The sequence below is a fragment of the Microlunatus ginsengisoli genome (genome assembly GCF_039537205.1).
Taxonomy (GTDB): Bacteria; Actinomycetota; Actinomycetes; order Propionibacteriales; family Propionibacteriaceae; genus Microlunatus; species Microlunatus ginsengisoli.
In genome coordinates, this window is record NZ_BAABAB010000036.1 from 83,664 (window position 1) to 96,149 (window position 12,486).

Sequence of the window (12,486 nt, forward strand, 5' to 3'; positions counted from 1 at the left end):
CTCATCGAAACTGAACAGCACCGCCCGGGCCGGCGGCGCCAAGTACAGCCCGACCACGTCAACCAGTTTCGCCTCGAAGTCGGGATCGTTGCTGAGCTTGAAAACATCCACCTTCCACGGCTTCAGCTCGTGATCTGCCCAGATCTGCGCGACTGTGTCCTTGCCCACCCTGACCCGCTCGGCCATCGACCGAGTGCTCCAATGCGTGGCCCCACCCGGCGGCTGTTCGGTCAATGTCAACTCCACCACCCGAGCCACCGTGTCCTGCGGCAGCCACGACTTCCGGCCGCGCCCCTTGGCGACCACCCCGACCCCGCCGACACCCTCTTCGGCGAACCGAGAACGCCAGCGACGCACCGCATCCGAATCGACCGCACACCGCCGCGCGATCTCCTCGTTCGCTACTCCGTCAGCCGCCCACAACAAAGCTCGCGCCTGGATCACCTGACGATGCGGCAACACCGACGACGCGGCCATCCGACCAAGCTCGTTCCGCTGATGATCACTCACCGTCAACGCCGTAGCCACCACACGGCCAGTCTATCAAAATGCCTTGTTAATTCGCAGACACACCACTAGGGCGTGGTGTGATCCTGTGCTGCATGGCGCGCAGTTACTTCGTCGAGACAGCGGCGGAAGCGGAACATGTCGTCGAGCGGCTGGTCGCATCGGGATTCGTCACGAATGCGAAGCCGTTGGCGGACGGGTACATCGTCTTTGTCGACGGCGGTCCTTCCGTGACCATGGAGGAAACGTTCCTCAGGCAGGCGCCCTCGGCGCGGCGCGTGGACATTTAGGTTCCGACAGACTGCACGCGCTGTTCACCCTCCACATCGAGACGACGCCCGTGACAGCGCGGCATCCACTCAGCAGCCGCAGCCCGCGCCGGCGGCGCTCCGGTTGTATCGCGCGGGACTGGCGCTGGCCAATCCGCACAGGTCGCGCGCTGCGCCAGCTCAGGACCGCCGTGCCTACGGCATCCGGCTCCCTCGCCCTGGGGCGTGGCGTTCAAGCCTCGACACACAGGTAGTCGAGCGTCGCGCCGAGGCTTCGGACCTGGTCGAGCAGGACACAGACGGCTGCCGGTTCGCCGATTCGGGCCCTGACATGAACCTCACCGCAGGAATCTTCGACCTCGTCCTGAGCGAGCGCGTCGGCCATGTCCACAGTGAACGCGCCTCGCAGAACGATGTGTGCGATGCGAGTTCCGGACACACTGCCGACCGACGAACTGAGCGCCATTCCCCAAAGATGGCGAGTTCGAACGGTCCGGTCGTTTGCAATCGTGACCGTCGGATTGCCCCGCCAGGGTAGGTCCTCGCTCTGATCGGATACGGCGGACCCACGCCGACGGGCGACGATCATCTCCTACAGATCGGTTCAGCCCTCATCTGTCGACCGTGACCGGCCACCACCATCGGACCTGACAGCTTCAAAAGTCCGCGTCAGTTGAGGCTCGGCTCGGCCGGCACCAGTCCGGCGTGGCCGAGAAGCTGTCGACCTCGCCGGGTGATCCGCGGCGGCCCCGGCCGGAGGGGATCGATCACCACCAGCCGGCGGACGGCGAGTGTGGTAACGGTCCAACTCACCGACCGACCGTCGAGCTCGTGGACGGCGAGCTCACCGAACTCCGTCAGCCGCCGGACCCGGCCGTGCGCGACGGCCAACAGCACCCAGACCTGTTGGGTCGTCAGCAGCTGCCAGTCCAAAGCCAGGGCCGACTGGCGTCGGTGCCAGGTCATGCCCGGGTCCCATCGGCGACAGCGGATCTCGAGCCATCCCGATCAGGGGGCCCGGGCGTCGCGATCCGGCGTCGATGGTGGCCAAGCCGACGCCCGGCCGGGGATGCGCGGCCCATCTGGAGAGGCCCCTCTAGCCGCCGGTAGTAATTCTGTCCTCGTCGGCGGGCTGGGTCACGGCGAGGTGGCCCTCCCACTCGGCATTGACGTTGCCGGGGTCGATCGGGGTCCGCCGGGACCGGTAGTACAGGCCGGCGGCGACGGTGACCATCAGCAGGAACACGACGCCGACGCCGAGCGCACCGCCGATGTAACTCTCTACGAACCAGCAGCCCGCACCGACCAGCCCGGCGGCCGGCAGGGTGATCAGCCAAGCGACCACCATCCGGCCGAAGACGCCCCAGCGGACCGGAACGCGGCGCCCGACACCCGAGCCGAGGATGGACCCGCTGGCGACCTGGGTCGTCGACAGCGCCATGCCGAGATGGCTTGAGGACAAGATGATGACCGCCGACGACGTCTCCGCGGCCATCCCCTGCGGTGAGCTGATCTCGACCAAACCCTTGCCCATCGTGCGGATCACCCGCCAGCCACCCACCCAGGTGCCGGCGGCGATCGACACCGCGCACGCCACCTTCACCCAGAGCGGGATCGCATGCACGTCGGTCCAGGACCCGTAGGCGATCAACGCGAGGGTGATGACGCCCATCGTCTTCTGGGCGTCGTTGGTGCCGTGCGCCAGCGACACCAGGGACGCCGAGCCGACCTGACCCCAGCGGAAGCCGGCGTCGCGGCGCGCCTCAGGAATACCGGTCACAATCTTGAACACGACCCATGTGCCGATCCCGGCGACAAACCCAGCGATCAGTGGCGAGGCGACGGCCGGCACGACGATCGACGTGATCACCCCGTCCCACTTCACCCCGCCAACACCGAGGGCGGCGACCGCAGCGCCGATCAGCCCGCCGAACAAGGCGTGGGAGGACGACGACGGCAGCCCGAACAGCCACGTGATCAGGTTCCACACGATGCCGCCGACCAGCCCGGCGAAGATGATGATCAGGATCGGCAGGCCGGTCAACCCGGGTATCGGCGCCCCGTTCGGTCCCTGAATGGCGATGATCTTGTTCGACACGGTCAGCGCAACCTCGATCGACAAGAACGCACCGAGCAGGTTCAGGCACGCCGACAAGATGACCGCAGCCTTCGGTTTCAAGGCCCCGGTCGCGATCGATGTGGCCATCGCGTTCGCCGTGTCGTGGAATCCGTTGGTGAAGTCGAACGCCAACGCCGTCACTATGACCAGGACCAGCACGAACAGGGCCTCGCTCATGACCCGATCGTCACGCCTCTACAGGCTAAGGCGAAAGGTCCGCCTGTGCTGTTAACGCAAAGTTCACTTGGCACCTCAGCGCCGGCGAGCATCCGCTCGGCAGGGATGTGCGGACCTAGCCGGCAGGGTTTCGACCGCCGATGAGTTCCTTGGATGAGCGTCCGTGTGGCAGTCGACGTTGACGCTGAACCGCCGCCGCGGCACCGACGGGTCAAACGAGCCGACCAGCTCGCCCGGCGCGGGCACCGCTCCCCTTGTCACTCCCCCGACAGTTGGGCAAGCTAGAGCCATCCCAACGTTTGCTGCGAAGCGCAAAGGAGCGAACAGTCATGCCCAAGAAGGACGAGGAACCGCTCGAGCTTTACATCGCCACCTACTCGGACTCCTCCGTTGCGGAAGCGGAGTGGAACGCGCTCAAGCAGTCAGCGCACGACAAGACCGTCACCGTCGAGGCGTTGGCGCTCGTCGACCGCGACGAGGACGGCAAGGTTCATGTCAAAGACACCACACGCGAGACCGGTGTCGGCGCAGCGATCGGAGCTGTGGGTGGAGCCGTCGTCGGGCTGATCTTCCCACCGTCGCTGCTCGCCTCCGCGGCGATTGGTGCGGGAATCGGTGCCGGTACCGGCAAAATCGTCGACCGTGTCTCGAAACGCAAGGTTCAAGAGGAAGTGGAATGGGCGGTCGGCCCCGGCCAGTCGGGCATCGTAGTGCTGTTCCCCACCGCCTCAACCGCCGAGGTCGAGCAGGGCCTCACGAAGGCAGACCGTGTCGTGCGTGAACACATCGAGGACGACGATGGCAAGAAGAACGACGAGCCCGACATCTATCGATGAGCCCTAGGAGGCGAGCGTGACCGAGACCCAGTTCGCCCGATCCTCGTCTCGTCCGGTTCAACAGGGCCAAAAGAACGCGACCCGCCGTCCGGCGTGAGACCGGTGCGACAGCACGCTCACCAGTCCAGGATCGCCGGAGCACGGGGTCGCCGCAGGCCCCCGGCCGTCGACGCCGGGTTGTCGTCAGCCGTCTTCGTCGAACTGCTTCCGTGCTCCCCGCCGCGTCCGACCCCTGCCCCGCTGCTCGCAGCAAACCATGACCGGAACGCCCGTAGGGCTTCCGCGTCCGGTGAACTCTTGGTGAACGACCTTCCCGGGGCCTGGTAGGCGCAGACAAGGTAGTTGCAGGATCAAAGCTTGTGAACGAGGCGTTGTTCATTCTGGAGATCGTGGTGGCGGCGGCGTTGGTTTTCCATCCACCGGCGGGTTCGACGACACGGCGAGGGCGATGGCGACCTCCATCGCGGCCAGCGCGTTGAGGCCGAAGGTGGCGGGCGGGCTGTCGGCCATCCTGAACCTCGTCGGCGCGTTCCTCCCGAGCGAGGTGGAGTCGACGGTGTCGAACAAGATCATCGCGATCGGTTCATCACCGACGCGATCGGCGGCATGGTTGGAGTGCTGGTGATGTTCGCCGGGATGGTCGCCGCCTCCGCGGGCATGTGTCTTCGGACTCGCCGAACCGCGATCAACCCGGACAACGTCAACGCCGAACGGCAGGTCCAGCTCGGCGTCGATGACGAAGCCGAGACCGGAAAGACAGCCGTCTGATCGGCTCGTCCATGCCGCGCAGACAGGACGACACCGTGACCCGGGCCCGGCATCTGGCCCGACGGCTGCTGCGCAAGCAAATGCCGGAACGGTGGGCCCACACCAAGGGAGTCGCCCACCGCGCTGCGCAGGTGGCGGTCACCGTGCCTGTCACCGACCGGGACGTCCTGGTCGCCTCCGCGTGGCTGCACGACATCGGCTACACCCGGGCACTCCGGCGGACCGGTTTCCACCGCCTCGACGGCGCAATCTATCTCAGCCGGCAGGGCTGGCCGGACCGGATCACAGCGCTGGTCGCGCACCACTCCGGCGCCCGGTTCGTCCCGGTCGAGCGGGGATTCGCCGACCAAATGGCGGACTTCGATTTCGAGGACTCTCCGGTCTCCGATGCGCTCACTTACGCCGACCAGACCGTCGGCCCCCACGGCCGCACCATGACGGTGGAGTACCGGATCGCCGAGGCGATCAGCCGGCACGGCCCAGACTCACCCAACGCCCGCGCCCGGGTCGACCGAGTGCCCTACCTCCTCGCCGTCGCCGACCGCGTCCAGCAACGACTCGCCACCGCCGCCGGAACAACCTCGGACGCCGACGGATGATGCTGCCACTCAGCGTGCGATTCGGCATCAGCCGACGGATGCCGCGACCTGCGCGACCAGATCGGCGACGACGCGCGGCTGCGGTACGTCGGCAGCCCGACCACTCCGGGTAGCTGGTCGGGGCGGGCCCAGCGCGCGTCGTCGTCTTCACAGTGGTTCAGCAGGGCGTCGACGGCGAGCCAGTGGGTCGTGGGGTCGAGCCCGCCGCGCTCGGTGGCCGCATCGAGCAGCGGGAGGTAGCCCCTGATCGGGGCGATCCGGAGTGCCGCAGCCCCCGGGCTGACCGAGCTGGCGACGTCGCGCATGTCGACCACGCTGAAGATGCCGACCACGGCCGCGCCCTCGCGGCGCGTTTCGGCGGTGTACGCCTGCAGCACTGCCTTGGGCGACCGCGTCGTCGACCAGCGGCACCCGCCGGCCGGCCACCCCTGCCCCCGACCGCTCGGCCCAAGCCGGCGCTGTGGCATCACCGTCATGCCGGCCGAGCCACAGGTCGGAGATCGACTGAGGGCTCCCGCTTCGCTGGGGAAGGAGCGCGCTCGTGATCAAACTGCGCACACATTGCACCGCTTCGGCGCCGTGACTCGAGGCACAACCTCCAGTGACGTACAGCCGACGTCGGAACGAAGCTCGAGCACCCTCGCCGTTCCCGGGGAGCGGAGCCGCGACTGCCGAGCTGCCCCATCGAGCTCGGCCGCTTGACCGCTCTTAACTGTGCGAACGCGTTGGATTCCGGCGGCCGGGGTATGGATCAACCGGTGCATCTTGCGAAGCATCCGGATACGCCACCTGCTTACGACGCGACGAACGGAGCGGCATGGGTAGCAAGAAGAAGGCACGCGCGATCGAGAAGCTCACGGCAACTAACGGGGATCTGAAGAAGACCTTGTCCAGCGTTCGTGGTCAGCTGACGAAGACCGAGACCAAGCTTGAAAAGGCGAACGAGAGAGCGGAGCGCTGGAAGAAGCAGGCAGCGGCGCACCGCACCGCCGCCTCCCGCTCCGACGCCCGCGTGGAGCGACTGCAGAGGAAGCTCGACCGTGCCACCGCGGCCTTGAAGCCGGTTGCCGCAGCCGCACCGAACTTGGCCGCCGGAGCAGGTCGTTCGGTGACCGGGCCCACCGCGGCCGACGGACTCACTGTCCCGGACAAGACATGGACTGTGGTTCAGCTCCAGGCCGAGGCCCGGGCACGCGGACTGACGGGCACGTCCAAAAAGTCGAAGCAGCAACTGCTGGCCACCCTGAACCGACAGACACCGAAACGACGACCCAAGAACTGACGAGCGGTCGTCGGTTTGAGGTGTGGCACCGCAGCTCACGGGAGGATCTGTTCGCGTGCGCAAATGCGTGGAGACCGAGAACAAGGTCGACGTTGACGAGGCGTGGACTCTGCTCAAAGTCACGCGATTGGTGCGGGCCGGCGGTCGCCTGGAACAGGTCGGACTCGGCCCGGGCGGTAAGAGAAACACCTCAAGACGGCAGCCAAGCTGCCGGCCAACGCCGATCCCGCACCCAGCAACAGCCGGGACAAGCTCGACCAGGCCCTGGGCCCAATCCCACCGCGATCGCCCCGCCACGCACTCGGCGCAACTCCTCAATGAGGCGTGACCGCTCTGCCGAGCGGCCCAGCAGCGAGAGATGGCCGGTGCGACCATGGCGACACCCTAGCCGCGGCCGCCGCGCACCGGAACGAGAATGTCGTCCGGACGGGTGTCGCCGAATCGCGGGCCGCGGATGCGGCGGGGTTGGGTGGCCACACCAACGCCCGCCGCACCACACGCCTGACGGCCCTGCCGTGACGCAGATCTAGGGCGAGGCCAGGGCGGGATCGGCCTGCGCGTGCGCAACGACGGCGTGCAGATGGTTGCGCGAGATCTCGTCGGCTCGGAGCAGACACCTTTCGACCTCGTTCACCCACTGATCGTCGAAGATCAGCGCGATCCCGGAACCTCCGACGGGAACAATCCACTCGACACCGGCTCCCACTTCGCGCTTGGTGACCCGATCCACAACGGCGCCGGATCCCGCGCCGACGACGGCGCCGACCGTCGCCGTGGCGATCAGGGACGGCGGGAAGATCAGACCCACCAGCGTGCCGGCGTCGGCCCCGACGGCAGCTGCGACGCCAGGCTCGTTTGTGGTGTCCTCGACGTGGATCTTGCCGTCGGCGTCCCGGGTCACCAGGGCCAGCGCCTCGACGCGGATCACATCGTCGGCGGCGAGCCGCTTCAGTGCATCCCAGTCCTCGGCCGCCGTCGCCGGGTCGCTGTAGGCAGCGACATAGAGATGCCGCGTCTCGCTGGCCTTGCCCACCGTCGAACCACCTTTCCCGCGAGCGCGCGGACGTCTAGCCCACCGCGACCTGGAACCTCCTGGACCCCGGCAGAGTGCCGTGACCGGCGGAGCGCCGGCCGGCCGCCACGTCTCATGCTGGCGTTCCGCGGCACTCCCATCAGCCGCGCGGCGGTGAAGATGTCGTGAACACTCGACGACCCGGGGCCCGAACGGATACCCGCGGGTGCCCGATGCCGCTGCGTTGGACCCGCCGGCGGCGATGACTGGTCGTTGGACGCCTTTCGACGTCGCAAAGGCAGCATCGGTGCGTCACACGATCACCTGCGCACATTCGATGTACGCCGATCGCCGTCGCCGGCCCGGGACGCTGCCGTCGGGTCAGCTGGTGAACGGCACCCTGTTCCAGGACAGAACCTGGCGATCGGTCGGGTCGATCCGCACCCGCAGATAGTCCTTGGCGTTGTCCGAGCCGTCCACGGTGACCCGCGACAGGTTCCGCGCCGGTGCGCTCACGTGGTAGAAGTCGAGCCAGGCAGAACCCGGAGCCAGGGGCCGATCAGAGTTGTAGACGTGGCTGTCACCGTTGAACAGATAGACCGGCCGACGAAACGTGGCAGCCTCGGCAGCGATGGCCTGCACGACGGGCTGGAAGGCGTAGTAGTCGGCGAACGCCGGATTGGTCGCGGTCGGGTCGAACATGTCGGCCTGGGTGAGCAGCACCACCGCCGACAGGTGGCCGCGGCGGGCGGTCGCGAACGCGGCCCGGATCTCGGCCACGTCGGATGCGGTTCGGCCGAGCACCTCAGCGGTCTGATCGGGCGTCGGCGCCTGGTTGCCCGTCCACGGGGCCATGCTGTTGTTGCTGCCGACGATATGCACGGCAGCGAATGAGACTCCGCTGCGGACGAACCGGACATTCTCCGGGTAGCCGGCGGCCGCCTCCGAGTCCACCCGCTCGGGTCGGCCGAGAGTGAACCCGGGACGGGCGAAGAAGACCTGCCGGACCTTGGACAGCCGCTCCAGCGGGTTGTACGACCCATTGTTGGGACGGTGGCAGTCGGTCCACTCGTTGTCCCCGACGGTGTACACGAGAGGGTCGGCGAAGCCGTCGAAGTCCTTCTTGATCATGGCGAAATAGTCGTCGCTGCATACGGACGAGCCGTTCTTGATGTCGCCCAGGTGCACCACCCACGAAACGGAAGGGTCGCTGTTGATCTGGTCCACGACGGCCGGGAACTGTGCGATCTCCGCTGCACCGTAGGGAATGTCGCCGATCACCGCGAACGTGGATCCGTGATCGCGGCCGGTGGCTCGGTGTGGCGCCGCCGATGAACTCGAGGCGCCCACGATCAGGGATCCGACCGTGATCATCATCGCGGCCAGGATCGTCAAACGTCGGCGCATCACTGTCTCCTCCGTGCCCGGGAACTCGACCGAGCCTGTCGGCCACAGGTAACGGGCAGCGGACCACCAGGTGACGATCAGAGCAATATCGAACGAGCCGGCCACGATCGCACCAAGGGCTTGCCCGACACAGAGCCGCACGCGGCGTGGGCAGTCAACAACGAGTCATGCCGAAGAAGGCGTGTGTGACCCCGGCGCCCAATCGCGGATCCGGAAAGGGTTCGAACACGGCTTCCCGACCCGGCATGGCGAACTGTCACAACTGCCCGCGCTACGAGGGCCGCCGGCTGTGACACGGGCTTCCCAGCCGGGGCCGAACGGCCGCCGGTTGGGGAGACGCAGATCCGGAACAGCGCAACGAGTCTGACCGGTGTACCGGCATTGGAGCCGTCGCGGGCTCTGTCCGGCGCAGCCGGATTGTGGGACCTTGCCGGCCTGCTCGCGGTGATCGACCTGTCCGCCGCAATCGCGGGTTTCGAGGCGGACGCCGGGTCGGTCGCCCGGATCGCCGACGGATCGACTTCCGCTCAGACGGATTCACGTCGCGGTGTGACCGGCGCCGGGGATCGGGCTTCCGCCGCTGGCCCTTCCCCGGACGTTCGGCACCCGCGACTCGGACGTGGGCTCCTCGACGGCCTCCGCCCGGCCGTGGTCGACCGGGCCGAGATACCTGACCGAGCTGGCTGCCGCTGATCCGATCTCGTCGCGGGACGCTCGACGCCCTCGTCGGGGCCAATTCGCTCACCGGAACCTCATGCACCCGATGAGTTCGTGGCTCCGGCCGGTCCAAGCTGGTGACAGCAAAGGAGGACACCACCGTGTCAGAGCTTCGCGTCGACTTCATCACCTCCCTCGACGGCTACGCATCGGGAGAGGGGTGGCCTGGTTTTTGGGGCCTCGAAGGCCCGGAGTACCTCGCGTGGCTCGGCGAGCAGCCCGAGGTCACCTACCTGATGGGCGCGAACACCTACCGCCTGATGTCGGGCTTCGCCGCCGGCGAGGTGCCGGATGGCCAGGACGGGTTCAGGGCCGAGGAGGAGTCGTCGGTCAACCAGCTCACGCAAGCGTCCAAGGTGGTGTTCTCCTCCTCGCTCGAGGAACCATTGGCGTGGGCCAACTGCACGCTCGTCCGCGACGACGCCGTCGAGGCGGTCCGCGCTCTGAAGGAGAACGGCTCGAGGCTGCTCAGCACGATCGGCAGCCTCAGCCTGTGCCGGTCGCTGCTGCGAGCCGGACTCGTCGACCGCTTCCGGGTCGGGATGTTCCCGGTGATCACCGGGGCGACCGGCGCAGAACGTATCTACGACGGCTATCCCGACATCGCCCTCCAGATGATCGACCACCGGACCTTCGATGGCCGCATCCAGTTGGTCGAATACAGGCCACGCGTGCTCGACCACCCTCCGCTCGACAGCCCCGCGTGACGTCGCCCGGTCCGTAGCTGCCGAGCGCCATCGGACGGCATCGTCTCAGGTCGGGGCGCCGACAACTCTGCGTGCCTCCCGCCTGGGCGCGTCCATTCCCCCTCCGAGCCGTGTAGAGCCTTCGCGCTGCGCAGGACGGAGGGCTCGACGATCGTTCAACCACACCGGGCTGACATCGGGTCAGGTGTCTCAGCGTCATCGACGTCGTCGTGTTGGACGTGGAGTCCGTTCGTTTTAGCTGCACGTCGGCTTCGTGATCTTGGGACTCGCGCTGGTCGTCTGGGCAGTGGTGGATTTCGACTGGCCGAGGCTGGCGATCGCGATTGCCTGGGTAGTGATCGGCGCGGTTCAGCTCGTGCTCGAACCTGAGCGCCCGGTCGCGGAGCCGCTCCGGACTGCCTGATCCCCGATCCGTGGGTTCGGGCAGACGCTTGGAACCGTCCACTGGCCCGTCGGTGCTGTCCGGTGTCGCGCCAACTCCCGGTTGGCCGTCACCGATCGGGCGGCTGTCGACCTGGGCCGTGGCCGCTCGCTCCTGGACTGGGCAACGCTTTCGGAGCGCCGTCATACTTGCCGCCATGACGGACAGCGGTCGCAGCGAGCCGACGAAGCGGCTGCATGGAGGCGTGCATCCGTTCTACTTCGTGGCTGTGGGCTTCTTCGTGTTGTGGACGTTGCTCGGTGTCGTCTGGTTGGTTGCCGGCTTCGAAGAGTCGGGTTGGACGTGGTCGCTCCTGCTCTTTCTTGCCTGGTCGTTGATGGGTCCCGCGTGGATCGCTGGCCCTCACTGGGTGTGCAGCGTCGCGGCCGACAGCACTGGAATAGTCCGCCGGAAGGGGGAGGAACCCAGGCACCTCCGATGGGACGAGATCTCCTCGATTCGCGTCGGCGTGAGCGACGACAGCTTCGCTCTGATCGAGCTGCCGATTCTCGACGAGCTGCTCGCAGCACGGGCACGGCGCTTCGAACCGGTGATCACCTGCGGGTCGAGCCCGTACCTGGAACGCACCGTTCACCTGTGGGAGCTGGGACGGTTCAGCGGCCGTCGTGGGCTGGCCCGCATGTGCCGAACCGTCGATGTGTTGCGGGCACGAGCAGGATTGGAAGCTGCGGAGCATCCGTCGCTTGCCGAGTTGCGTGAGGAGTTGAAGGAACTCGCCTGGGACACCGCCAGCCCGCGCTCCGACTACAAGCCGCGACGCGCGAAGACCGAATAGGCGCGCGCGATTGGACTGGCAGCGCCGCCGGCTCGCCTCGTCGATCGCCGGCACAACTCGTCGAGCCGATTAGCGCTGCCGCGATCCTCCGGGTTGCGAGACCAACGGACGGCGGTTGGCGACGGATGGCCGCAGGAGGGCGGCTAGAACCTCATACTCGACGGGTGGAAGTTCCATCTCAGACCGTGGCCGACGACAGCCGGGTCCAACCAGCGACCCGGCCACGCGCCCGTGCGTCGCGGCGGGTGGGCTTTAGTGTCTGTCTCGCGCTGGCCATCGGTGTCTGGCTGTGGGCCAGCAGCAATCTGGCCGCCCCGTTCTTCCCGTTGGCGTTCGCCGCGTCCGTGCTGTTCGGCCTGGGCGTGTGGTGGCTTTGCCTCGCCGTGTTGGCGGTCCTGCGCAGGCAGCGGCCGCCGCTGGTCGTGCTGATCACGCCGATCGTGGTGCTTCCGCTGGTGGCGCTCGGCTTCACCACGCTGCCGATCAAAGCGCGGTGGCTGCTGAGCGAGCCGGTCTTCAACGCGATCGTCGAGCGGGCCGGACCGCCGACGCTTCGTCCTGCCGATCCCGATGATGAGGACGAGGGTTGGTCCGAGCTCGATCCGTGCCCCACGGTGATCGGCACCTATCTCGTCAACGAGTGCAGCCAGTTCCCCGGCGGATACCTGTTCTGGGATTCCGCGGGTTCAGGTCTCATCGACGACGGCGGAGTCGCCTATCTGCCGAACGGCATCCCCGACGACCTCGACACCGGCTGGTTCGAGTCGCCCGAGTTCACCCACCTGCACGGCCCCTGGTACGCGTTCGCCTCCAGCTGGTGACCCCTGCGGCCGCAGGGCCGTCCGCGGTCATCTTTCGGCCAAATCCGG

The 12,486-nt window shown here is 67.4% G+C and carries 16 protein-coding genes; 10 read left to right on the top strand and 6 right to left on the bottom strand.

Annotated features, from left to right (window positions below):
• A partial coding sequence (locus ABD747_RS20915; protein WP_425562566.1) for a helix-turn-helix domain-containing protein occupies positions 1-531 on the bottom strand: 531 nt, incomplete at its 3' end.
• Between the two features lie 71 nt (positions 532-602).
• Between ABD747_RS20915 and ABD747_RS20920 the strand changes: the two genes are divergently transcribed.
• Positions 603-797 (top strand): hypothetical protein, encoded by a 195-nt coding sequence (locus ABD747_RS20920; RefSeq protein ID WP_344808259.1) that lies wholly within the window; start codon positions 603-605, stop codon positions 795-797.
• A gap of 211 nt (positions 798-1,008) precedes the next feature.
• Here ABD747_RS20920 and ABD747_RS20925 read toward each other — a convergent pair whose 3' ends face one another.
• The 3 genes from ABD747_RS20925 to ABD747_RS20935 all read right to left on the bottom strand — a co-directional run bounded on the left by ABD747_RS20925 (position 1,009) and on the right by ABD747_RS20935 (position 3,072).
• Entirely contained in the window at positions 1,009-1,161 is a 153-nt protein-coding gene (locus ABD747_RS20925) for a hypothetical protein (RefSeq protein ID WP_344808261.1), read from the bottom strand.
• A 284-nt stretch (positions 1,162-1,445) separates the two neighbouring features.
• Positions 1,446-1,742, bottom strand: coding sequence for a hypothetical protein (locus ABD747_RS20930; RefSeq protein ID WP_344808263.1), 297 nt, complete (start codon positions 1,740-1,742; stop codon positions 1,446-1,448).
• 130 nt (positions 1,743-1,872) lie between these two features.
• Complete coding sequence (locus ABD747_RS20935) at positions 1,873-3,072, bottom strand: inorganic phosphate transporter (RefSeq protein ID WP_344808265.1); 1,200 nt, start codon at positions 3,070-3,072, stop codon at positions 1,873-1,875.
• Between the two features lie 329 nt (positions 3,073-3,401).
• Here ABD747_RS20935 and ABD747_RS20940 point away from each other — a divergent pair, with 329 nt between their 5' ends.
• The 5 genes from ABD747_RS20940 (at position 3,402) to ABD747_RS20960 (ending at position 6,557) form a co-directional block, all read left to right on the top strand.
• Entirely contained in the window at positions 3,402-3,908 is a 507-nt protein-coding gene (locus ABD747_RS20940; protein WP_344808267.1) for a DUF1269 domain-containing protein, read from the top strand.
• Positions 3,909-4,356: 448 nt separating this feature from the next.
• Positions 4,357-4,533: a hypothetical protein gene (locus tag ABD747_RS26765; RefSeq protein ID WP_425562567.1), complete on the top strand. Its 177-nt coding sequence runs from the start codon at positions 4,357-4,359 to the stop codon at positions 4,531-4,533.
• Positions 4,515-4,676 carry a hypothetical protein gene (locus ABD747_RS20950; protein WP_344808271.1) on the top strand — a complete coding sequence of 54 codons (162 nt, stop codon included), beginning with the start codon at positions 4,515-4,517 and terminating at the stop codon, positions 4,674-4,676. The genes ABD747_RS26765 and ABD747_RS20950 overlap by 19 nt, the downstream gene beginning before the upstream one ends.
• Before the next feature lie 11 nt (positions 4,677-4,687).
• Entirely contained in the window at positions 4,688-5,275 is a 588-nt protein-coding gene (locus ABD747_RS20955) for an HD domain-containing protein (protein WP_344808273.1), read from the top strand.
• A gap of 817 nt (positions 5,276-6,092) precedes the next feature.
• On the top strand, positions 6,093-6,557 hold the full coding sequence (locus ABD747_RS20960) for a hypothetical protein (RefSeq protein ID WP_344808275.1): 465 nt from the start codon (positions 6,093-6,095) through the stop codon (positions 6,555-6,557).
• Positions 6,558-7,083: 526 nt separating this feature from the next.
• Here the strand turns inward: ABD747_RS20960 and ABD747_RS20965 are convergent.
• Both ABD747_RS20965 and ABD747_RS20970 read right to left on the bottom strand, forming a co-directional pair.
• On the bottom strand, positions 7,084-7,590 hold the full coding sequence (locus tag ABD747_RS20965) for a DUF1269 domain-containing protein (protein WP_344808277.1): 507 nt from the start codon (positions 7,588-7,590) through the stop codon (positions 7,084-7,086).
• Positions 7,591-7,950: 360 nt separating this feature from the next.
• Entirely contained in the window at positions 7,951-8,976 is a 1,026-nt protein-coding gene (locus ABD747_RS20970) for a metallophosphoesterase (RefSeq protein ID WP_344808279.1), read from the bottom strand.
• An 818-nt stretch (positions 8,977-9,794) separates the two neighbouring features.
• Here ABD747_RS20970 and ABD747_RS20975 point away from each other — a divergent pair.
• The 4 genes from ABD747_RS20975 to ABD747_RS20990 all read left to right on the top strand — a co-directional run bounded on the left by ABD747_RS20975 (position 9,795) and on the right by ABD747_RS20990 (position 12,438).
• Positions 9,795-10,400, top strand: coding sequence for a dihydrofolate reductase family protein (locus ABD747_RS20975; RefSeq protein ID WP_344808281.1), 606 nt, complete (start codon positions 9,795-9,797; stop codon positions 10,398-10,400).
• A gap of 259 nt (positions 10,401-10,659) precedes the next feature.
• Positions 10,660-10,803 (top strand): hypothetical protein, encoded by a 144-nt coding sequence (locus ABD747_RS20980; RefSeq protein ID WP_344808283.1) that lies wholly within the window; start codon positions 10,660-10,662, stop codon positions 10,801-10,803.
• Positions 10,804-10,978: 175 nt separating this feature from the next.
• Complete coding sequence (locus tag ABD747_RS20985; protein ID WP_344808285.1) at positions 10,979-11,617, top strand: hypothetical protein; 639 nt, start codon at positions 10,979-10,981, stop codon at positions 11,615-11,617.
• 164 nt (positions 11,618-11,781) lie between these two features.
• Positions 11,782-12,438 carry a hypothetical protein gene (locus tag ABD747_RS20990; RefSeq protein WP_344808287.1) on the top strand — a complete coding sequence of 219 codons (657 nt, stop codon included), beginning with the start codon at positions 11,782-11,784 and terminating at the stop codon, positions 12,436-12,438.
• The last annotated feature ends 48 nt before the right edge of the window (positions 12,439-12,486 follow it).